The 22,473-nt window shown below is 33.2% G+C and carries 23 protein-coding genes; 15 read left to right on the top strand and 8 right to left on the bottom strand.

The genetic code is table 11. The features are described from left to right. Positions 1 to 347: 347 nt before the first annotated feature. From DOS84_RS00335 to DOS84_RS00315, 5 genes are all read left to right on the top strand, one after another. The gene (locus DOS84_RS00335) at positions 348 to 569 is read left to right on the top strand and encodes a helix-turn-helix domain-containing protein (RefSeq protein WP_111408127.1); all 222 of its coding nucleotides are present in this window, start codon (positions 348 to 350) and stop codon (positions 567 to 569) included. Further along, complete coding sequence (locus DOS84_RS00330; RefSeq protein WP_111408126.1) at positions 566 to 1,831, top strand: DNA cytosine methyltransferase; 1,266 nt, start codon at positions 566 to 568, stop codon at positions 1,829 to 1,831. Before DOS84_RS00335 ends, DOS84_RS00330 begins: the two co-directional genes overlap by 4 nt. Next, complete coding sequence (locus DOS84_RS00325) at positions 1,828 to 2,982, top strand: HpaII family restriction endonuclease (protein ID WP_207802010.1); 1,155 nt, start codon at positions 1,828 to 1,830, stop codon at positions 2,980 to 2,982. Before DOS84_RS00330 ends, DOS84_RS00325 begins: the two co-directional genes overlap by 4 nt. Positions 2,983 to 3,133: 151 nt before the next feature. Next, a complete protein-coding gene (locus tag DOS84_RS00320) occupies positions 3,134 to 3,565 on the top strand; it encodes a very short patch repair endonuclease (protein WP_111408125.1) in 432 nt (143 codons plus the stop codon). Positions 3,566 to 3,704: 139 nt separating this feature from the next. Continuing rightward, entirely contained in the window at positions 3,705 to 4,019 is a 315-nt protein-coding gene (locus tag DOS84_RS00315) for an HPF/RaiA family ribosome-associated protein (protein ID WP_111408124.1), read from the top strand. Positions 4,020 to 4,090: 71 nt separating this feature from the next. On the opposite strand, the gene DOS84_RS00310 is transcribed toward DOS84_RS00315, so the two are convergent. Both DOS84_RS00310 and DOS84_RS00305 read right to left on the bottom strand, forming a co-directional pair. Further along, entirely contained in the window at positions 4,091 to 5,683 is a 1,593-nt protein-coding gene (locus DOS84_RS00310) for a L,D-transpeptidase family protein (protein WP_111408123.1), read from the bottom strand. A gap of 99 nt (positions 5,684 to 5,782) precedes the next feature. Further along, a complete protein-coding gene (locus tag DOS84_RS00305) occupies positions 5,783 to 6,319 on the bottom strand; it encodes a porin family protein (RefSeq protein WP_111408122.1) in 537 nt (178 codons plus the stop codon). Positions 6,320 to 6,631: 312 nt separating this feature from the next. Here DOS84_RS00305 and DOS84_RS00300 point away from each other — a divergent pair, with 312 nt between their 5' ends. Together DOS84_RS00300 and DOS84_RS00295 are read left to right on the top strand one after the other, a co-directional pair. Further along, entirely contained in the window at positions 6,632 to 9,091 is a 2,460-nt protein-coding gene (locus tag DOS84_RS00300; protein WP_165830374.1) for an AsmA family protein, read from the top strand. Between the two features lie 14 nt (positions 9,092 to 9,105). After that, positions 9,106 to 9,615: a nuclear transport factor 2 family protein gene (locus tag DOS84_RS00295; protein WP_111408120.1), complete on the top strand. Its 510-nt coding sequence runs from the start codon at positions 9,106 to 9,108 to the stop codon at positions 9,613 to 9,615. A gap of 8 nt (positions 9,616 to 9,623) precedes the next feature. Here the strand turns inward: DOS84_RS00295 and DOS84_RS00290 are convergent, their stop codons facing one another. Next, positions 9,624 to 11,231, bottom strand: coding sequence for a L,D-transpeptidase family protein (locus DOS84_RS00290; RefSeq protein WP_111408119.1), 1,608 nt, complete (start codon positions 11,229 to 11,231; stop codon positions 9,624 to 9,626). A gap of 270 nt (positions 11,232 to 11,501) precedes the next feature. Here DOS84_RS00290 and trmB point away from each other — a divergent pair, with 270 nt between their 5' ends. From trmB to DOS84_RS00255, 7 genes are all read left to right on the top strand, one after another. After that, positions 11,502 to 12,176: a tRNA (guanosine(46)-N7)-methyltransferase TrmB gene (gene trmB, locus DOS84_RS00285; RefSeq protein WP_111408118.1), complete on the top strand. Its 675-nt coding sequence runs from the start codon at positions 11,502 to 11,504 to the stop codon at positions 12,174 to 12,176. 60 nt (positions 12,177 to 12,236) lie between these two features. Continuing rightward, positions 12,237 to 12,872, top strand: a complete 636-nt coding sequence (locus DOS84_RS00280) for a LysE family transporter (RefSeq protein WP_111408117.1) — start codon at positions 12,237 to 12,239, stop codon at positions 12,870 to 12,872. Positions 12,873 to 12,878: 6 nt separating this feature from the next. Continuing rightward, the gene (locus DOS84_RS00275; protein WP_111408116.1) at positions 12,879 to 13,211 is read left to right on the top strand and encodes an MGMT family protein; all 333 of its coding nucleotides are present in this window, start codon (positions 12,879 to 12,881) and stop codon (positions 13,209 to 13,211) included. 284 nt (positions 13,212 to 13,495) lie between these two features. Beyond that, complete coding sequence (locus DOS84_RS00270) at positions 13,496 to 14,623, top strand: Mrp/NBP35 family ATP-binding protein (RefSeq protein WP_111408115.1); 1,128 nt, start codon at positions 13,496 to 13,498, stop codon at positions 14,621 to 14,623. Positions 14,624 to 14,741: 118 nt separating this feature from the next. Next, entirely contained in the window at positions 14,742 to 14,981 is a 240-nt protein-coding gene (locus tag DOS84_RS00265; protein WP_111408114.1) for a NifU family protein, read from the top strand. A 295-nt stretch (positions 14,982 to 15,276) separates the two neighbouring features. Then, on the top strand, positions 15,277 to 15,750 hold the full coding sequence (locus tag DOS84_RS00260; RefSeq protein ID WP_111408113.1) for a hypothetical protein: 474 nt from the start codon (positions 15,277 to 15,279) through the stop codon (positions 15,748 to 15,750). Between the two features lie 51 nt (positions 15,751 to 15,801). Then, complete coding sequence (locus tag DOS84_RS00255) at positions 15,802 to 16,119, top strand: 2Fe-2S iron-sulfur cluster-binding family protein (RefSeq protein ID WP_111408112.1); 318 nt, start codon at positions 15,802 to 15,804, stop codon at positions 16,117 to 16,119. A 3-nt stretch (positions 16,120 to 16,122) separates the two neighbouring features. Here the strand turns inward: DOS84_RS00255 and DOS84_RS00250 are convergent, their stop codons facing one another. From DOS84_RS00250 to DOS84_RS00240, 3 genes are all read right to left on the bottom strand, one after another. Then, positions 16,123 to 16,863 (bottom strand): SGNH/GDSL hydrolase family protein, encoded by a 741-nt coding sequence (locus DOS84_RS00250; protein ID WP_111408111.1) that lies wholly within the window; start codon positions 16,861 to 16,863, stop codon positions 16,123 to 16,125. A 47-nt stretch (positions 16,864 to 16,910) separates the two neighbouring features. After that, the gene (locus DOS84_RS00245) at positions 16,911 to 17,693 is read right to left on the bottom strand and encodes a DUF3050 domain-containing protein (protein ID WP_111408110.1); all 783 of its coding nucleotides are present in this window, start codon (positions 17,691 to 17,693) and stop codon (positions 16,911 to 16,913) included. A gap of 92 nt (positions 17,694 to 17,785) precedes the next feature. Beyond that, complete coding sequence (locus tag DOS84_RS00240) at positions 17,786 to 18,964, bottom strand: acyl-CoA dehydrogenase family protein (protein ID WP_111408109.1); 1,179 nt, start codon at positions 18,962 to 18,964, stop codon at positions 17,786 to 17,788. Between the two features lie 427 nt (positions 18,965 to 19,391). On the opposite strand from DOS84_RS00240, the gene DOS84_RS00235 reads away from it, so the two are divergent. Then, positions 19,392 to 19,778, top strand: a complete 387-nt coding sequence (locus DOS84_RS00235) for a hypothetical protein (protein WP_111408108.1) — start codon at positions 19,392 to 19,394, stop codon at positions 19,776 to 19,778. 152 nt (positions 19,779 to 19,930) lie between these two features. On the opposite strand, the gene DOS84_RS00230 is transcribed toward DOS84_RS00235, so the two are convergent. Continuing rightward, complete coding sequence (locus DOS84_RS00230) at positions 19,931 to 21,337, bottom strand: carbohydrate porin (protein WP_111408107.1); 1,407 nt, start codon at positions 21,335 to 21,337, stop codon at positions 19,931 to 19,933. A 407-nt stretch (positions 21,338 to 21,744) separates the two neighbouring features. After that, a complete protein-coding gene (locus tag DOS84_RS00225) occupies positions 21,745 to 22,458 on the bottom strand; it encodes a tRNA1(Val) (adenine(37)-N6)-methyltransferase (protein ID WP_111408106.1) in 714 nt (237 codons plus the stop codon). Positions 22,459 to 22,473 lie beyond the last annotated feature (15 nt).

Below are 22,473 nucleotides of genomic sequence, written 5' to 3'. Positions count from 1 at the left end.
GTATTAAGCACCAGTAGTATTGGTACTTAAAACCAATACTATTGCTATTTAACACCAATAATAGAGGTACTTAGCACCTCTTTTTTTGATTAATAAGGCTAGTTTAGGATAAAAAATGGGGCTAAATCCTTCTTTAGCTCGTATTAGATGTCTATTGAACATTTTGGTTCCTACTTCTCAATAATTATAACAGATGGGGCTTTGATAAGGGACTTAAATTACCAATTACTGAAAACGCTAGAGAAAAGAGGGGGTGTTTTTTGGTCTGAAAACACGTTGAAAACTAATTATGAATGAGGACGATTGTAAGCAGGTCAATTGTCCTCACGAAACTATTTTTATAAACTATGAATATAAAAGAAAAATTCGGATTTAAAGTCAAAGAGCTTAGAGAACAAAAAGGTTTCTCAATTGAGTTTTTGGCAAATATTTCAAATGTGGACAGAACCTATATCTCTGACATTGAGAAAGGAAAAAGAAATGTCTCCATTGAAATAATTGAAAAAATAATCCTCGCATTGGATAGTGATTTTGCGACTTTTTTTAACGAATTAAATTTTAAGAAATGAAAATGAAAGAGCAAATATCAATAGAAGAGTTTGATGGTAAAAAGTTTAAAATTCGAACTTTGGAAGAAGACGATAACAAAAAAGCGGTAGTGACTCATTATCTTCATAATTATCATAATGGAGTAAAAAAACACTATGAAAAAGAAGCGAAAATTTATTTAAATGAGATTGTTGAATATAAAAATCAAGAAGAAAATTTAAATATTGTTTCTGATATAGCACTGCAACAATTATTATTTGAAGTAGAAAATGTCCCTTTTCCAACTCCAAAAAATTATACTTTCAAATTCATTGATTTGTTTGCGGGAATTGGAGGATTCAGAATGGCTATGCAAAATCTGGGAGGAAAATGCGTTTTTACCAGCGAATGGGATGAGAATGCAAAAAAAACCTATAGAGCAAATTTTGGGGAAACTCCTTTTGGAGATATTACAAAAGAAAGAACAAAAAAATATATTCCTGATGATTTTGATCTTTTATGTGCTGGCTTTCCATGTCAAGCATTTTCTATTGCAGGAAAAAGAGGTGGTTTTGAAGATACAAGAGGAACTCTTTTTTTTGATGTAGCAGAAATTATAAAAACAAAGAAACCAAAAGCAATTTTCTTAGAGAATGTTAAAGGATTAAGGAGTCACGATAAAGGGAAAACGCTGGAAACTATTTTAAACGTTTTGAGAAATGATTTAGGATATTTTGTCCCAGAACCTCAAATTATTAATGCCAAAGAATTTGGAGTGCCCCAAAATAGAGAGCGAATTTATATTGTAGGTTTTAGAGAAGATTTAGGAATAAACTCATTTGAATATCCTGAACCTTTTGAAGAAAAAGTGTTTTTTAAAAACGTAAAAGAAAAGAAAGTTGTTCCTACTAAATACTATTTGTCAACTCAATATTTGCAAACTCTGATTAATCACAAAGCTAGGCATGCTGATAAAGGAAATGGATTTGGTTTCGCAATTATTAAAGATGATGAAATATCAAATTCAATTCTAGTGGGAGGAATGGGAAGAGAGAGAAATCTTGTGATTGATAAAAGAATTACAGATTTCACTCCGACGACCCATATTAAAGGTGAAGTTAATCGTGAAGGAATTAGAAAAATGACTCCTAGAGAATGGGCGAGGCTACAAGGTTTTCCAGATAATTTCATCATTCCTGTTGCTGATGCTTCTGCGTATAAACAATTTGGAAATTCTGTTGCAGTTCCTGCAATACAGGCAACAGCTGAGAAAATTATTGATTTGATAAAATCCAAATTATGATAACAGGAAACAAAGGAGAATGGAGTGAAATATATGTTTTTTTAAAACTTCTTGCTGAGGGAAAACTAAATGCAGCAGATGCTAATCTAAATGCAATTCCTGGAGTTTATTATCCAATTATAAAAATACTTAGACAAGAAGCTGCTGAAAAGAGGGAATTTGTTCTTAATGGCAATATTGAAATTATTGATGGGAATACTTCTAAAAAAGTCATTACAGTTTCTGTTTTAGATTTTATTCAAAAATCACAAGAACTTTTTGGTTACCTGAAAAAAGCAACTGGCAGAAGTTTTTCATTTCCAACAATAGAATCATTCATAAACAGTATCGATGTTAAATCTTTGGCTGCTGTTAAAACTGATAAGGCTGATATTAGAGTTGTCGTTCATGATATGAATACGGGTTTAAAACCAACACTTGGATTTAGTATTAAATCAATGATTGGTAAAGATTCAACTCTTTTTAATCCTGCTGCAGGTACTAATTTTATTTTCAAAATATTAAAACCAGAAGGTTTGATTCTTAATTTTAAAAAAATTAATACAGATACTTTATTATATTCTCAACAAAATAAGAGTTCATCTAAAATTGCTTTACGTTTAAATGAATTAGAAGATCTAAATTGTAAGATTGTGTTTCAAAAAATCCAATCTGATAATTTAGAATTAAATTTACAATTAATAGATTCTCAATTACCTGAGATATTATCCCATTTGATTTATTGTAAATTCAAAAATGGAAAATCAAAATTAACTGACCTTCTGGAAGAAATTAAATTTAAGAATCCATTAGGTTTTAATATTTCAAAAGGGCACCCTTTTTATGATTATAAAATAAAAAATTTCCTTACGGAAAGTGCCTTAGGAATGACTCCAGAATCAGTTTGGACAGGTAAGTATGATGCAACGGGGGGGATTATTATAGTAAAAGATAATGGTGATCTGGTTTGTTATCATATATACAATAAGAACGAATTTGAAGATTATTTGATTAATCATACAAAACTTGAACAAGCTTCAACAAGTGAAGATGACTTGAATCCAGGTTTTGCAAAAAATCTATCACCTAAACCATATAAATATGGTTGGATATATGAGGAAAATGGAGAGCTATTTATTAAACTCAATTTACAAATTAGATTTATAAAATAATCTTGGTAAAATAAATGTTCTTCAGACTGATAGGGGATTTTATAAGTTCGTTGAAGAATAAATATTCTCCTTGTAAATAATCATTTTTTAAAAATAGTTTCTCTTTAAATAAAGCCCTAACTTTGAGTAACAGTTTTTAAATTGTTACGTCATGGATCGTATTACACCACAACAACGTTCCAAAATTATGGGTGCCATTCGCAGCACCAATACCAAAGATGAGGTGCGATTGGCAAAAGCTTTGTGGCATCTCGGCTACCGTTACCGTAAAAACAATCGAACTGTTTTTGGTACGCCAGACTTAACCTTCAAAAAACTTAAAATTGCCATATTTGTAGACAGCGAATTCTTTCACGGAAAAGATTGGGAAACCCAAAAAGACCGTGTCAAAACCAATACTGAGTTTTGGCAAAAGAAAATAGAACGAAACATTCAAAGAGATGTTGAGGTCAATAATTTCTTGGAATCGCAAAATTGGAAAGTAATCCGTTTTTGGAGCCACGAAATTGAAAAAAAGCTGGAAGATTGTATTGCCGTAATCCAACAAGAAATTACGTTACTGCAAACCCAAGCCAACCAATAAATTTTTCTTTTTCAGACACTTCTGTCTTTAAATCAAAAAACAACTTTTTTCTTTCATAATGTTTTACTAAAACGGGACTGTTTTAGGGAATAATTTTTAACTTTGAGAATAAGCATTAAAAATTAATAATAATAGACATATGAAAGTACAAATCAACACAGACAAGAATGTAGAAGGAAGCGAAAGATTAGAATCTTATTTTTCTACTGAAATAACAAGAGTATTATCCCGTTTTGATGATAAAGTGACTCGTATAGAAGTGCATTTTGGAGACGAAAACAGTGCCAAATTAGGCGTAAACGACAAGCGTTGTCTTATTGAAGCGCGTCCTGCCAATATGCAGCCAATCGCAGTCACAGAACACGCTGACTCTATCGAAAAAGCATTCAACGGAGCTTTGGATAAAATCAAAAAAGTGCTCAACACTACATTCGATAAACAAAAAGCACATTAAGCGAATTATCAAATACATATAAAATGAGGCTGTCTTTTGGGGCAGCCTCATTTGTTTTATGTTGGAATCAGTTATTCTTCAAACAACATCGTTGCCAAACGATTGTCTCTTTGATAGACATCATCATAAAAATGGATAACCCCCTCGTTATCAACCCAAGCAGTAAAATAACCAATGTAAACAGGGATTTTGTTCTTGAGGGTATACCACGTTTCTTTGCCTTTATGCATGGCGGCATTAATCTTTTCGGGTGTCCAGTTTTTATCGTCTTTTAGTATTTCATTAACCAATTCCACTGGTTTCGCAACTCTGATACAACCGTGGCTAAAAGCTCTTTTTTCTTCGTTAAACAAACCTTTTGAAGGTGTGTCGTGTAAGTAAATAGAGTTCGAATTAGGGAACAAAAATTTCACTAGACCTAATGAATTTTTAGGTCCGGGTTTTTGTCTAACATTACCATTGTTCCATTCCATGTTGTGTTGGGCAAGATAGTTTTTGTTTTTGGCTATACCAGGTTTAATCTCTTTCTTGATAATGCTTGTCGGAACATTCCAGTAGGGACTAAAAACGATATAACGCATATCGGCACTAAAAATCACGGTTTTGTTCATGTCTTTTCCAACAACCACATTGGAGGTCAAAACAGGTTTTCCTTCCTTGAAATACGTCAATCGATAGGACGGTATATTCACCACAATCAATTCTTTGGATTTGGCAACATCAACATCAATCCATCGACAGCGTTCCATATTGACCATGATTGTTTTGATGCGGTTTTCTATTGGGATATTCAAAGAAGCTATGATTTTTTGAGTAATTATTTGGTTTTCTTTTAGACCATTTCGTTTTTGGTATTTTAGAATTCCAGAAGCAAGAGACTCATCGTATATGGTGCTTTTTGAGTCTGTTGCTATGTCTTCCAATATAAACAACCGCTGTCTGATTTGGACAATAGTTTGAGAAGAATCTCCATGCTTGAGATAGGTATGACTGGAATCCATTTCTATGGTATTCCAAAAATTATTTTTTTGAATCTTTCTGTATTTATGGAGTACTTCTTTGAGGCTGTAATACTCATTCAATATTTCTTTTTCGTTTTTGTTAATTAGCGAAGGATTGGCAATTATTGAATCCAAATAATTGACGTAGGATTGTTTTTTTCGGGGTAAATACCAACCCAATTCAGCAATTTTCTTGTCGTCTATTCCTTTTAAAACTTTGTGTGTATAAAAAAAATAAAGAGATGTAATCAATAATTCATCATTGACATTCGCGCTTTGATTTTCAGTCGCATTCTGAAAAAGGAAGTCAAGTTTTTCTTTGTATGGGATGACGGCTTTAATTCCTTCGTCTTCCATATTGTTTAATTTATTATACAGTAAATTGCTAACTTCCAGCATGCCTTTGGTATCAAACCAAATGTATTGATAATTGCGTTTTCGATACAATTCGCTTGTTTCTTCTTGGTATTTTTGAAGTTCAGGATGTTTTGTAAAAAAGGAGCTGACCAGAGTACTGTCAAATGGAGGCAGGCTTTTTACTTTGTTAAAGGCATTAATCTTATGAGGTAATTTTAGATTAGCATCTTCCTTTTTTTTACAGGAAAGCATAGAAAGGGAAGAGCCCAAAATAAGAAGGATAAGCAACACAATAGATTTTCTCATAAGGGAGTGTTTATTTGAGACTACTATAAATGTACAAAAAAAGTTGCCTTAAAGAAATGAACTTTAAGGCAACTTTTAGGTGGTAGGTTGGTGTTTTATTTAAAATTGAAAAGCGGCACCAATTTGAAAAGATTGATTTTTTCCTGAAAGAGTAGGATTGTCAAACGTATCATCCAAACCTGTAATGTATCTAGCATTTATAGACAATCCAAGAGGTAGGTTAAGAGATGTTCCAAAAGCCCATGAAGGCACAAAACTGTTTACATCAGTATAGTCAACATTGTCTGAAACTACAAATCCAAATTGCGGTCCTGTTTCAAAGCTTAATAATTTAACAGCATAGATTTTTGCTAAAATAGGCACAGTAAGGTAATCTATCTTCGTGTCTTTGGCATTTGCAGTAGAAAATCCTTCTTGTGAGTATTGTACTTCAGGCTGTATGAAAAGCAAGCTTTTTACCAATGGGATTTCTTTGTAAACACCTACATAAAGACCGGTTTTGGCGTCTGTGTTCCAGCCATTTCCAGTAATGTCTGAAATGTTGGCCCCTGCTCTAATTCCCCAAGCTTGTGCTGAAGATGCATTAGATACTAATACTATGAAAGCACTTAATAGTAAAATTTTTAATGATCGCATATTTTTTGTTTTTAAATTAGTTACTCATTTATAGAGTTTATTGGCCTCAAAAGTAGTACAATTTTTCAATTTTTACATCAATATACTACAAAAAAACCTTTAAACAAGTGTGAGAATTTTAACAAAGTCAGTGTTTAAATTGTTTGAATATAATTGCATTACAATGTTAAAGTTTTTAAGATATAACGTCCCTTTTTGTAATATATTATGTTAACTTTGATTAAGGTCGAGTCGTGTTGCAGATTATTTAATTCAAAATATTTGAAATCAGTAAGAAATATTTTTCACCTATATAATATATAAATGACTAGTATGGAAGAATTTATAGAAAAAGGAAAAGAATTTTTTAAAACAAGTAGAGTTAGAAAAATTTTAAAGAGAATTGGTTTTTTTATTATTGGTTTTTTGGGACTAATCCTGATTTTCTTTATTGGATTACGTCTTTATTTCATTCAAAATAAAGAAACCATAGTGACTGAGATCAATCAAAAAATCAACGATAATATTTCGGGTCATGCCAGTATTGGAGATGTTGGTTATAAATTCCTAATAGGTTTTCCCAATTTTACTGTAGTTTTGAATAAAGTAGAGTTGCAGGACAGTTTGTATGCCGTACATAAAAGAAGTGTGCTAAAAGCAGAAGAAATCGAAGTGCGGCTGAATGTGCTGAGTTTATTGCATAAAAAGGTAGATATCGAAAAAGTAGTTTTGATTGATACTAAAATCGATTTGTTCAAAGACAAGAATGGGGTTTCCAATTCGAATATTTTTAGACCAAAACCCAAAACCAATAAGCCCAAAAGCGAAACTGAAACTGAAATCGGTGAAGTCGATTTCAAGAATGTAGTTTTTATTTCCCAAAACCTGCAAAGAAATAAGTTGTTCCATTTTGAAGTAAAGTCTTTAAAAAGCAAAATCGAATATACCGATGATGGTTTTCAAACGGATTTGTTTTTGGATGTTTTTGCCAAAAGCATGGCATTCAATACCAAACATGGTAGTTTTATAAAAGACAAAAGGGTAAAAGGAAAACTTGCGGTACAATTCTCCAAAGCCAAAAATAAAATTGAGGTTCTTACCGAAGATCTTGAAATTGGTGACGATGATTTTGACATCAAAGCGAGTTTTGGTTTGGAAAAGGAACATCCAATAATGAACATCAATATAAAAACGAGTATTTTATGGTTGAATGCGGCACATTTGTTAGACCCTCATTTGTTTAAAATTCTGAATCATTTTAATATAACCAAACCGCTCGATGCTCAGTGCAGTATCATTGGAGACATGAATGCCGAGGGAGATCCCGAAATTATTGTGGATGCCCAAATCAAGGATAATGTCTTGATCTCTTCAGAAGGAGAAACTAAAGATTGCAGTTTTGAAGGTCGATATATCAATAATTTCAAGAATGGTTTGGGTAACAATGATATCAACTCAGCCGTTATCATTAAAAATTTTAAAGGGAACTATAAGGGGATACCAATAGTTATTCCTGCGGCAGCAATTAATAATTTAGAAAAACCGGTTGCTACAGGAGACTTGCATTCTAAATTTGATGTGGAAAATTTAGGAAATGTTTTTGGTGATGAATTTATAAAGTTTAATGGAGGAACTGCCAATGTCGATTTAAAATTCAATGTAAATATTGTGGACTTACAAATTTCGAAACCTCGTTTTACAGGAAAAGTGAATATTGAAAAGGCGAATATGCTTTTACAGTCTAAAAATCTTCCCTTTCAAACTAATATTCTTCTTGATTTTACAGACGAGGCATTATTTATTAGAAACATTAAGTATCAAAGAGATAAGAATATTGTTTACTTAGACGGAAAAATAGACAATTTTCTTAATCTCTACTATGATGATCCCGAAAAAATGGTTGCTGTCTTGAATGTCAATAGCCCTTTTATGGATGTCAAAAAGTTTTTGAGTGTTTTGGCATACGGTGGAAAAAAGAAGGAAGTTAAAAAAATAGCCAGCAAATCAGATATTAAAAAAAGAATAACGCTTGTTGAAAAATGTCAAGTGGTTTTAAATTTGAATCTTCAAAAGATGGTGTATTCTAATTTGACTGCCAAAAACGCAAAAATTATTATTGTGGCCAAGAATAGACAATTTTTTGTCAAACAAGGAGCAATTGAAACCTGCGGGGGTAAAATCACATTCGCTTCCCAGTTAATTCCTAACAGCAATTTGTTTGATGTAAAAACAAATGTAAATATAGCTACGGTTGATATTCCACAGTTTTTAACGTCTTTTAAAAACTTTGGGATTACCTCTTTTCAACCCCAAAACATAAAAGGAAGTCTTTCGGCAAGGGCTGATATGTCGGTAAAAATGACTCAAAATGGTGATTTGGTTGACGATTCTGCCAAAGGGAATCTGCAATATGATATCAAAAATGGATCCTTAACGGATTTTAAACCAATAATGAAAATAGGTAAGTTTGCTTTTCCTAATCGAGATGTAAAACATATTGTTTTTAATGATTTATCAGGACAATTGAACATGAGCGGCAGTCTAGTAAATGTTGACTATTTTAAAGTAAGTTCGAATGTATTGAATTTTGATGTTGAGGGGATTTATTCATTCAAAAAAGGAACCAAATTAGGTTTGACGATTCCGCTGAGAAATCCAGAGGATGATTATAAAATAAAAGACCCAAAAGAGAGAGAAGCCAAACGATACAAAGGAATAGTATTGCATTTATTGGTTGTAGACGGGAAAAATGGTGAAATGAAAATTAAAATGGGAAGCCTTCCAAAGAAATAATAAAAAAGTAAAATATGAGAGCGCTCTTTTTAAGTTTAGCAGTATTGACATTAGTTAGTTTTGATTCTTTACAGTATAAGGAATCTGATGAGAAAGAACAGGTGAACAGAACACTTGATGCTTGGCATAAAGCGGCAGCGGAGGCCAATGCCAAGGTCTATTTTGGAATGATGACAGATGATGCGATTTACATCGGAACAGATCCAACAGAAAATTGGGATTTGAAAGCTTTTAAGGCCTTTGCAAAACCTTATTTTGACAGAGGTAAAGCTTGGGACTTTAAAGCATTGGAGCGTCACATTTATTTTGATAAATCAGGTAAGCTGGCTTGGTTTGACGAACTGTTGAATACTCAAATGAAAATTTGCAGAGGTTCTGGTGTTTTGGTAAAAATAGGTAAAGAATGGAAAATTAAACACTATGTTTTGTCTATGACCGTTCCAAATGAGAATACAAATGAAGTGGTAAAAATTAAAGAAGGGATTGAGGATGTCATGATAAAAAATCTTCAGGAAAAGAAATAATAATGACATTAGGGTGTTTCTGAAAATAATAATTCTGCCAGATGGTCATCCCTTAAATAGATATCATTATAAAAACAGATCTCGCCAGAATCGTTAACCCAAGCTGTAAAATAGCCAATATGAATTGGGATTTTATGTTTGAGTATACAGGTGGTTTCCTTTACTCCTTTCATTGCATTATTGATCCGGTCAATAGGCCAGTCGGGATCATCTTTTAAAAGTAAGAAGGCCAATTCTTTGGCTTTTTCTAAATTGATGCAGCCATGACTAAATGTTCTGTATTCCATGTCGAATAGATTTCGGGCTGGCGTGTCGTGAAGATAGATGTTATTGGAATTTGGAAAAACAAATTTAACGAGTCCCAAAGAATTATTTATTCCGGGTTTTTGTCTGGGATTACCGTTGTTCCATTCTATATTGTTTTTGGCCAGATAATTTTTGTCACGTTCTATTTGTATTTTTAGTTCACTTTCAACAATGCTTTTGGGGATATTCCAATAGGGACTAAATACTATACTGCTCATATTGGCACTAAAAACAACTGTTTCGGTAATGATTTGACCTAAAAACACATTCGATTCCAGTTCCTTTTTGCCGTTTTTTTTATAAATTAATTTAAAGGATGGAATATTTATAATTATATATTCATTGGCTTTAGCCAATTTTGGATCAATCCATCTACAACGTTCCATGTTTATCATAATGATTTTAATGCGTTCTTCGGCAGGAATGTTCATTTGTCTGATGTGTCTATATGTAATGGGATAATTAGCCTTAAAACCGTTCCTTTTTTTAAAATTCAATATAGCGGCCATCATCTCATCATCGTATACATTAAGTTTGGAATCCCGTTTTAAGTCCCCGTTAATGGTAAGCCAGTGTCTTATTTGACCAATGATTTTGGAGCTGTCATTTGGTTTCAATTCCTGTGCCTCAGAAATAGAGTCTATTTGATTCCAACCACCTTCTTTTTCTATTTGTCGGTATTTCTTTAAAACATCTCGCAGTTTGTAATATTGGTTAAATACCAGGTTTTCATTTCTACTTAGTAATTCCGGATTGACTAATAAAGAATCCAATAGATTTGCATAAGAAATATTATTTCTAGGGATAAACCATCCGGTTTCCTGTATTTTTTTTGTGTCCATTCCATGAAATACTTTTTGGGCATAAAAAACGTATACGGTGGATAGCATTATTTCGGTATCGGTTTGGGAAGGTTTATCAGCTGAGTTCTTGTCAAAAATCCTGTCAAATTTATCTTTGTACGGTAAGTGAGAATTTAATCCTTCTTCATCAAGAAGATTTACTTTAGCATATAGTACATCGGCAAATTTGATAAGTCCCGTGCGATTATACCATATTGACTTATAATTTCTCTTTACGTAAATGATAGTAACATCTGACTGGTATTTTTTCAGAGAAGAATATTGTTTAAAAAAACGAATAATGGCAGTTTTGTCAATACTAATTATAGGTTTATTGGCAGCTGTTTTTTGTTGTAGTTGGGCAGAAGAAGTGGCTTCAGCCGTTAGAATTTCTTTTCTGTAACGGTAGAAAGAAATGAGGGAAAGAGTAAATGCTATTATTGTTATAAATAAAACTTTTTTTTTCATCAAAAGATTATTTTACATAAAGGTACATAAATATATTTTTAGTTAAAAGTGAATTCAGTTTAAGTTTAGTGCTGAATAATTTCAGTTGGTTTTTTAGCATCTCTTTTTTGATTCAAAAAAGGGTTTGAAAGGACGAGATAGAATATGCTTTTTAGGTATAAAGAAGTTCTGCTAAAAAATATTAGGTCATGATTAAAATCTTCATTTTTTCTTCATCAAAGTTTTCGGTCTTAAATAATTCCTTAATTTTGCCGAAATAGCAAACATATCGTGGGAAGTAAAAATAAATTAAAAAGGTTCAAGGAAAACGAAACATTCACTAATGTTTTTCAACCAACAAGAGAAGAAGTAGTTGGAAATTTATTTCCGCTAAGAGGGAAGTGGAATTCGGAGTTTTTTAAAAACGAAAATCCATTGGTGCTTGAATTGGGTTGTGGAAAAGGAGAATATTCTGTTGGATTGGCCGAGAAATATCCCAATAAAAACTTCGTGGGAATCGACATCAAAGGTGCCCGTTTTTGGCGCGGTGCAAAAACTGCTGTTGAAACAGGATTGCATAATGTGGCTTTTATTCGGACTCAAATTGAATTGATCAACCATATTTTTGCTGAAAATGAAGTTGATGAAATTTGGATTACTTTTCCAGATCCTCAAATAAAATACAAAAGAACGAAGCATAGGATGACTAATTCGGAATTTTTGCAATTGTACAAGAAAATTTTGAAGAAAGAAGGCGTTGTCAATCTTAAAACCGATAGTGAATTCATGCATGGTTACACATTGGGATTGCTTCATGGGGAAGGACATGAGGTTTTGTATGCTAATCATAATGTGTATGTAAATGAGGGAAGTCCTGAAGAAGTTACGGCTTTTCAGACATTTTATGAGAAGCAATATTTGGAAATTAACAAAGCAATTACGTATATTCGTTTTAAAATCAAATAGTTTTCTAAGATGGTTTTCAGTTTGTAAGCTGAGACTGCAAACTGAAACTGCAAACTAAGTATGACTCTACTATTGCCTTTTTTTCTCGGATTTATTGTTGCAGCAATTGGTATTACACCTCCTGGTTTGATTAATATGACAGCTGCAAAAGTAAGCTTAAAAGACGGTAGAAATGAGGCCATTTCTTTCGCTATTGGTGCTACAATAATTGTTTTTTTTCAGACATTTTTAGCCTTATTATTTGCCAATTTTATCAATAGCCGCCCCGATATTATAAGTAGTCTTCAAGAAATTGGACTATTTATATTTATTGTATTGACCATTTATTTTTTGTGGAAAGCCAAAAAGCCAAAATTACCAAAATCGGAAATGAAGGTTCGTAGCAAAACGAATCGATTCTTTTTGGGAATGTTATTGTCGGCATTGAATTTATTCCCTATTCCATATTATGTTTTCGTGTCCATTACACTTTCTACTTATGGATATTTTTATTTTTTAGAGTCTTTTATTTTTGCCTTTGTGGGAGGAGTAGTTACAGGCTCGTTCTTGGTTTTTTATCTTTACATTGTATACTTCAAAAAAAGGGAAGCAAAATCCTCTTTTTTAATGAATAATGGGAATTATATTATTGGTTCAATTACCGGATTAGTTTCTATAATTACATTGTTCAAACTCATTAAAGGATATTTTGGATAAGACAAAATGGAAGCAACAAACGAAAATTTTTTTGAAAGAGTTTATGCTGTCGTCAGGCAAATTCCATATGGGAAAGTCACTTCCTATGGCGCAATTGCCAGAGTTTTAGGGAGTGCACGTTCTGCCAGAATGGTGGGTTGGGCAATGAATGCAGCACACAATCTTGAGGATGTTCCTGCACATCGGGTGGTCAATAGAAAAGGATTGTTAACTGGTAAGCACCATTTTGACGGTACTAATCTAATGCAACAATTACTGGAAAGTGAGGGTATTATTGTTGAGGATAATCAAATCATGAATTTTGAGTCCGTTTTTTGGGAGCCCGAAATGAGGCTTTAATTCGGTATTTCTGCTATTTGTAGTTATCGCTTTTAAGGTTTTTAGGATTGCAAAAATCACAGTTGTGTTGAAAGATGTTATTATGTACCACAATCAATAAATCCAATCCAAATCCTTTAGAATAAGAACTTAATCCGTTATCTTTGCAATCTAAAATTAGTTTAAATAAAGACAATTTTTTAAACCTTTTATAAAATGTTTTATAATGAAATCGCCTGATTCAAAAAAGATAAATAAATTGGACAAGGCACTACATGTTCCAAACAAAAAAATAATAATTACGCATGAAATTAGATAGAAAAGATATTCTTAAGGCATTAGAAACAATAACTATTGCCGGTGAAGGTAAAAATATGGTAGAAAGTGGCGCTATAGCAAACGTGGTTACTTTTGGAGATGAAGTTGTTATAGATTTGCTATTGCACACACCTGCGATGCACATCAAGAAAAGAGCTGAGGATGATATTAGAAAGACGATACATGAATTAGTTTCTCCAGATGCCAAAATTAAAGTAAACATAAAAGTAGAAGTTCCGGAAAAGAATGAAATAAAAGGAAAAGCTATTCCGGGGATAAAAAATATTATTGCAGTTGCTTCAGGAAAAGGTGGTGTTGGGAAGTCTACTGTTACGGCAAATTTAGCGGTAACATTAGCCAAAATGGGATTTGCTGTAGGGATATTGGATGCCGATATTTACGGTCCATCTATGCCAATCATGTTTGATGTAGAAAATGAAAAACCAATTTCGGTTGAGGTTGACGGGAAATCGAAGATGAAACCTGTGGAAAGCTATGGAGTAAAAATGCTTTCTATTGGATTCTTTACCTCGCCAAGTCAAGCCGTAATCTGGAGAGGTCCGATGGCTTCAAAAGCGTTGAATCAAATGATTTTTGATGCCAATTGGGGAGAATTGGACTTTATGCTGATTGATTTGCCTCCAGGAACAGGAGATATTCATCTATCAATTATGCAATCATTGCCTGTAACTGGCGCTGTTGTGGTAAGTACACCGCAAGCTGTTGCATTGGCTGATGCCAAGAAAGGAGTTTCTATGTTTTTATCAGAAGCTATAAATGTCCCTGTGTTGGGAATTATAGAAAACATGGCCTATTTTACACCAGAAGAATTGCCTAACAATAAATATTATATCTTTGGGAAAGAGGGAGCTAAAGATCTTGCTCAAGATCTAGGAGTTGCTTTTCTTGGAGAAGTGCCAATCGTACAGTCTATTCGCGAAGCGGGAGATTATGGACATCCAGCAGCATTGCAAACAGGTTCTGTTATTGAAAATGTTTTTGACGAGATAACACGAAACGTAGTTAGCGAAGTTGTCAATAGGAATGAAAATTTGGAACCTACTGAAGCAATCAAAATCACTACAATGGCTGGATGTTCGGCTGTTAAGAAATAAGAATTTTGTTATCTGAATGACAATTCAAATAACATTGAAGGATAAATAGCAATCACTAATATGTGATTGCTTCTCCAAAAATATCGGTAGACCGAAAAAGAATAATATATATCGACTTATGAAAACAGAAGAATTAACTAATAATGTCCTAAAAGCACTTGAAGAAATCAGACCTTTTCTGAATTCAGATGGTGGAGACATTACGCTTATTTCAATTGATGAAGGAAAACACGTAAAAGTACGCCTTGAAGGGGCGTGTACAAGCTGTAGCGTGAATCAAATGACGTTAAGAGCCGGAGTGGAGACTACCATTAAAAAGTATGCTCCTCAAATAGAAACGGTTGTTAATATTATGTAAGACATTGAAAAATAGATTATTGTTTGTTTTTATTAGTCTTAAAAATGACTTTTTACTAACAAAAAGACAAGTATAAAATGATAAAAGTCATGTTCACTCTTGTTAAATAGATTGATTCATACTTGTTAAAAATCAATAAAAAGGTTTTTTTTAAAGATTATTATTAATGAATTACCAATAAAACCGCTGTTTATTTTGTTTTGTGTAAAAAACGATGTGAATAATTCAAGATTTTTTTATTTGAAAATTCAAATAAAAATTTACATTTGTAGCACTAACCTATAAAATTTGAATTATGAAAAAGCAGTACTTATTAATTATTCTATTTTTGTGTTTTTATAAAAACTATGGTCAAGAACCAATTCAAGAGGCATATGTGTCCAAAACGTATGTTAATGTTGATGAAGAATGGACTGAATTGAATTTTGCGTCCATGGTTGATGTATCGTCAAATAGACAGGGACAATTAAAGATTGCCAATGCTGAATTTTTGACTGAACTAAGCGGAGGCAAGGCTAAAATGTTAGATAAAAGCGCATATGTTACAGCAGTTTTAGACTCGCAAATATTGACTAAAACAAAAACGGAAAAAAATGGTTTGTTGAATTTGACGTATGAGGGAAAGTTAGTATTTAAAACTTTTGAAGGATCTTATACGCCCGCTGTGAAAGTTACTTTCGTAGTGAATCAGGCTGATGTTATTGGTTTGAAAATTCATAATAACGAAAATAATAAGGATTACGCACTAGATCTTACAGTAAAAGATTAATATCGAAGTTTTAAACAACTCCGATTTTTTAAATAAAAGTTAAATTATATAATGGACGTTTTAATAAAAATTAAAGATAGAGAAGGAGTTGTTCATGAATTACAGGCCCCAACAGATATGGCTATGAACATAATGGAATTGTGCAAAGCCTATGAGCTTCCGGTTGAAGGAACTTGTGGAGGAATGGCAATGTGTGCTTCTTGCCAATGTTATGTTCTTAATGATGTTCCGTTGCCGGCTATGGGTGATGATGAAGAAGCTATGTTATCTGAAGCTTTTTATGTAAAATCAAATAGTCGTTTGGGTTGTCAAATCCCTATTACCGAGAGTCTTGAAGGCTTGGAATTGGAATTGGCTCCAGAGAATTAGAATTTAATTTTGTAAAGCGTCAACTGCTTTTGGTAAAATGCGTTCTACGAATAAGGTATATGCTTTTTCAGAAGGATGTAAGTTGTCTGAAGCAACTAGGCTAGGATTTGATAGTCCTTGTCTAGTTATGTCTGTAATGTTTACAAATATTATACTGTTTTCTGCGCAGTAGTTTTGTGCATAAGAATTATATTGGTCTATTTCTGTAGATACTCTTTTGTTCCCATTGCCAAATGGGGTGTATGCATAATCTGGAATCGAGACTACGATTAAATTTGTTTTGTCGCCTTTTGCTAATAAAATGGCTTTATTTACTAAATCAGGGAATTCTTTTTCATATTCAGAAAAAGAATTCCCTTGATATTGATTGTTCACCCCAATGAGTAAGGTAACTAGGTCATAATCAGTACTTGGATTTTGACTGTTTATTGCCGATATTAAATTACTGGTTGTCCATCCTGTCTTTGCAATTATGTCTAGCGAAATGCTGTTTTGAGTGTTTAAATTATAGAGCTTGGTTTTTAATTGTTCTGGAAAACGACAGGTTTCACAAACACTTTGCCCTATTGTATAACTGTCTCCCAAAGCCAAATATTTGATTGGTTCTGATTTAGTGGCCAATGTTAGTTGAGTTGGTTTAGGGTTTTGTGGAGGAACAACAGATCTTATTTCAGTATTGTCAGATTGACAATCTATAAAAAGAAAGCTTAAGAATAGTACGCAGATTTTCAATGTATAAACCATTTTTAATAAATTACAATTAAACGATCCTTAAGGTTGCTTATGTTTTATTAAACCATTTCGGCTTTTAGGAGAATCTGTTCTTCGATAGCATCCCAAAGAGTTATTCTTTTTTCTAAAGCCTGAATCGAAATTTCTTCCACTTCCGACCATTTTTTTGGATCCTCACCACATAGTTCGGTGATCATTTTCATTGCCATTGGTCCATGCTCATCAGCATCTAATTCGATATGTCTTTCAAAGTAATAAAGTAATTTACGTAAATCATTAGCTGGAAATTTGGATTGAAAATTTTTCAGAATTTCGGTAAACATTTTTGGAATCAAATCCTCTCTGCCAAATGTAAATGCTGCTGCTATTTTATGTGGTTTGCCTTCTTCGATAACTCTGAACGTAAAGTCAAGAAACTCTTTTATATTTGGATGTAGATTACTTTTTTTGATCGCAACAAATATATTGTGAAGCGAATTAACCTCTTCTAAAAAAAGTTCAATACCGATTGTTTTGGCACCGCAATCTTGCATTGCCTCAATGTACATTTCAAAATGGCTTAAACGTCGACCGTCAATGCTTAAATCGCTTTCCTCTGCCAATACAATTTCATTTATTAAATATCGGGTTTCGGGATTTGGTGTCGTAAACCAAGGTGTTGAAGTGCAGGTTAATTTATTTTGCAAAGCTTTTAACAAAGACATAAAATCCCAGACCGCATATACATGGTTTTCTACGAATTGATGCAAATCTTCAAGAGTATTTATTTTTTGGTATAAAGAATGGTTTAATAATTGTTGTTTTTGGGTTTGAATGCCTGAGTTGATTGTTGCAATATTCATTGAGTTTCTTTTTAGTGTAAAATTAAAAAAGCTTCCCGTTACCAAGAAGCTTTGACTATCAATTTTATAAATACTTTAATAGTTGTTTAGTTCTATTTGAAAGCTGGAATTCCGGTAATGTCCATTCCTGTAATCAATAAATGAATGTCGTGAGTTCCTTCATATGTAATTACTGATTCTAGATTCATCATATGACGCATGATGGAATATTCTCCGGTAATTCCCATTCCGCCTAGTATTTGTCTGGCTTCGCGAGCAATATGCAATGCCATGTCCACGTTGTTTCTTTTGGCCATAGAAATTTGTGCAGTTGTTGCTCTTCCTTCATTCCTTAGGACACCAAGTCTCCAAGTTAGTAATTGTGCTTTGGTGATTTCGGTAATCATTTCGGCTAATTTCTTTTGCTGTAATTGAGTTCCGGCAATAGGCTTGTCAAACTGAATTCTTTCTTTAGCATAACGCAAAGCGGTGTCATAACAGTCCATTGCAGCGCCAATAGCTCCCCATGCAATTCCATAACGAGCCGAATCCAAGCAACCTAGAGGTGCGCCCAGTCCTGATTTATTAGGCAATAAATTATCTTTTGGTACTTTTACATTGTCAAAAATCAATTCTCCAGTAGATGATGCACGAAGCGACCATTTGTTATGTGTTTCTGGAGTTGTAAAACCTTCCATTCCACGTTCTACGATTAATCCGTGTATCCTTCCTTCTTCATTTTTTGCCCAAACGATAGCAATATCAGCGAAAGGAGCATTTGAAATCCACATTTTGGCACCGTTTAAAAGATAGTGATCTCCCATGTCTTTGAAATTGGTAATCATGCTTCCTGGATCTGAACCATGGTTGGGTTCGGTTAAGCCAAAACAACCCATGAATTCACCTGTGGCTAATTTTGGTAAATATTTCATTCTTTGCTCTTCATTTCCGTATTTCCAAATAGGGTACATTACCAACGAAGATTGTACTGAGGAAGTTGAACGAACACCTGAATCACCGCGTTCAATTTCCTGCATAATCAATCCATAAGAGATTTGGTCTAATCCTGCACCACCATATTCTGCTGGAATATAGGGGCCAAAACCACCTATTTCACCAAGCCCTTTTATAATTTGTTTTGGGAATTCTGCTTTTTGGGCGTATTCTTCTATAATTGGAGAAACTTCGCGTTTTACCCAAGCACGGGCGGAGTCACGAACTAGTTTGTGTTCCTCACTTAATAAATCATCTAGATTGTAATAATCTGGGGCTTGAAATAAATCGGGTCTCATGATATAACTGTTTTATTGTTACAAATCTACACAAAGAAATATAACAAAACTAAAATAAATTGTTATAAAATAATTTTTCTAAAAAAAAGAAAATTAATAGGATGAAGTATATGACAATGTATTTGAAAGCGTTTCGTAATGCTACAATAATTGGCAGCCAAACAGCTGGAGCTGATGAAGGAAATATTAGTTTAAAATAACTAAAGAATTTAAAACATTATTTCCGCTATAAACTATTTTGGTTTTACCAAAAAAGTAATCTAATACACAGGATTGTGACGTATGTTTTAGATTTACAGATAGTTATGTCGGTGCAAGAAAGTGAAGAAGAAGTGTTGGATTGAGCTACACAATTTTGTAATATTGCTAAATAAATGAATAGATTTTAATTCTTTATTTTTCCATCAAATTAACCCAAATCAAAATTATGAAAAAGAAAATTGTACTTATTTTATTTCTAGTAGTAGGAGCAATAGGGTATTCACAAGCCTTAGATTGTAGTAAATTAAAAAACATAAAAGCATACAACCCAGATTATCCTAAAAAAACTTTTGTAATAAAAGGCAATACTCAAGAAAGTTATGATAATGGAGTGTTACAAATGTCATGGAGTGTAAAGTGGGTGACTGATTGTCAATATGAAGTCACTTGTACTAAAAAAAGTGTGGAGAGTCAAATCGAGGTTGGTGATAGGATAGTGGTAGATGTTATGAGTATAGATGGTGATTGTTTTACGATTAAAAGAACTTTTCATTGTAAAAATATACCAGATGGAGATGTTGATCCAGAAAGCACATTCTGCATAGCAAAGTAGTGAATAGTATATCAAGAATCTTTAAGTCAAGAAATTATGTTTTAAACCTACTGCATGATTTTGACAAAATAAATTTTGTTGTAATTAATTTTAAGCCCTAGTAATGTTGCGATTTTCGAATCTTAATATACTAGGGCTTATTTTTTTGTTATTTACCAGATCCACCACTCAACTTTGGCCCCTATATATTGTCCCCAGCTTTTGATACCACTTTGAGTGAGGTATGGTGAGTAGAGGTTGTTGGATGCAAATTTGTTATAATGCGCTACGCTATAAACAAATCTAAAGTGCGGTCTTGCCCAAACATTTCGCTCTGATGTTGGGACTAATGTTGGAGCAATAGTGAATTTGGTCATTTGTGCAAAATCCTGCGTACCGTCCTTTCGCCAGGCCAAATCAACTTCATGAAGTAAATGCAGCCAATTTTTGATATACCAAGTGCCTCTTGCTCCAAAAGCGATATCCTGTTTTCTGTTGAATAATATTTGTTTGCCCAGATAATCTGTAGTGGTGTTTAGACTGTCGCTAGCGCCTCTGCTTTTGGTATAAATTGCATATCCATTCAGAGAATAGTTTTTGTTAAAATTCAATAAAAAAGTTTCGGTAAGGGCAAGTGAATAGGCCTTCCTGAAACTATTCGTTTCTAGATTAGGTCCGCCATAAGTTATGTAGGTCCGGCTACTTCCACCATCACCTCCATTGGCAATTCCTGCGCCATAACGGGCGCTTATCGCATTAAAGGAACCTGGGAGTCTGGATGAAATGTTTTTAAAATATTTTGCTCCAACTACATAACCTACATCGGCTGGGTAATTGTATTTTGTGGTTGCGTCTTGAGTGGTTCCTGATGGGAGTCGTTGAAATTCACCGAGTAATTTTACATAACCTTTTTTTGTTATTAGAGTATGCTCTAGTATGGAGATGTACCTGTTGCGTAATCCCAAAGTGGGAGTTCCATTTACAATATTGAGGTAGAAATTGGGTGGAAGTGTCGAGGTAGTATCGATGGAACCTGTATAGATAACAGAAAACTGAGTGTTTTTGTGTTTTATACCAACGCCTTGCCCTGAATGATCATCAAAATAATAATGGTCAATAATATGTATATCATCACCTCGAAATAATCGCGCTCCTAACCATACGCTCCAATTACTGCGCATTATATTATTGGCTTCGGCAAATAATTCAGGTAGAGCTGTTGTGATTCCTCCAATAGATTTGTTGGAAACATTGCCTATTAATTGTCCTTGAGTGGTGTAAAATGCAAATCGTGCTTGAACATTGATTTTGGTGGTGTCTTTGCTGGAAATAGTTGGAGTAAAGTGCAAAGCGGCAGCCAATTCGAAATAGTCGTTTTCTTCAAATCTTCCTCCAATAGAACCCATTCCGTTCAAATTGAGAGATTGGGGAAATTCACTGTCTGTAGCTCCAAGACTATGTGCTATTCCAGCTCGTCCGTAGCTTCCAATTGAAAATTTTTTGTTCGAAATAGCTGGAGATTGAGCAAAGAATTCTAGTGACAATAAAAAAAAAGTTAAGAGAATTAAATGTTTTTTCATTCGGTTCTATTTTTAAGATGAGTTTGAGCTACTTTTTAAAAATTGATATTGATGTTTTGTGTCAATTGTTACAAAACCTTTTCTGAAATTATTTTCATGATGATATTATGATATTCAGAAATCTTTAAATTCTTTCATTTTAATCAAATTTATGAATTTTTTTGTAAAAATTTTAAGATTTAATCCTAAATGATTGACACTGAGAGTTGATTTGTTTTTCTTTAAAGAGGTAAAAAATAACTTGTAGTTCCAGTATTAAATAAGAGTGTAAAATGGGTTATAGCAAATTATCATGTTGCAACATTTTTTGAATGAAAAAAGGAGCTGTCAACGGAGGGTAAACCGATAATAATTACAGTAATGTCTATTTTGGATAAACTAAGGAAAGTGTGAAAACAAAATAAGGATTACATTTTCAAATAAAAGTCTTTTGTCAATTCGATGTATTCAGGAGTATAGATATGTCTGCCTGTTTCTATAATCAATTCATCTTTCAAAATAGTATCACTTTCATTTGAGCTGAAAGCCAATAAACTACGTTTGATGTCTGAATTTGGATTGCCTTTAACTCTAGTGATTTTAATGGGATGTAATTCGTATTCTTTTGCAATGGCTATAAAATTTTCTTCTTCTTTAAAAGGAATAATAACACTAAATATTCCATTTTCTGAAAGCAATAATGCTGCTGCTTCAATTAGATCTTCAAAAGGCAAGGCATCGGAAAAACGAGCCAAATCGCGTTGTTGGTTTTCGGTTTTGTAATCTTCGGTATAAAAGGGAGGGTTGGAAACAATTAAATCATATTCATCTTCGGGTTCTTCAACAAATTCATCTAAACCTGCATGAAAGCAAAATAGACGATCGCCCCAAGGTGAATTTTCAAAATTGTCTACGGCTTGTTCATAAGTATTTTCGTCAATTTCCAGCGCGTCAATTTGCTCGGCATGGCTTCTTTGCGCCAGCATCAAAGCTATAATTCCGGTTCCGGTTCCAATATCAAGAACGCTAAATGGATTGTTTTCAATCGGGGTCCATGCGCCTAATAATACACCATCGGTGCCGATTTTCATCGCACAGCGATCTTGTTCCAGTGAAAATTGTTTGAATTGGAATTTGGACATAGAAATTTCAGATTA

It is taken from the genome of Flavobacterium aquariorum (assembly GCF_003254745.1).
Lineage (GTDB): Bacteria > Bacteroidota > Bacteroidia > Flavobacteriales > Flavobacteriaceae > Flavobacterium > Flavobacterium aquariorum.
The sequence above is the reverse complement of the archived record's forward strand: the minus strand, read 5'-3'. Positions and strand labels throughout refer to the sequence as shown.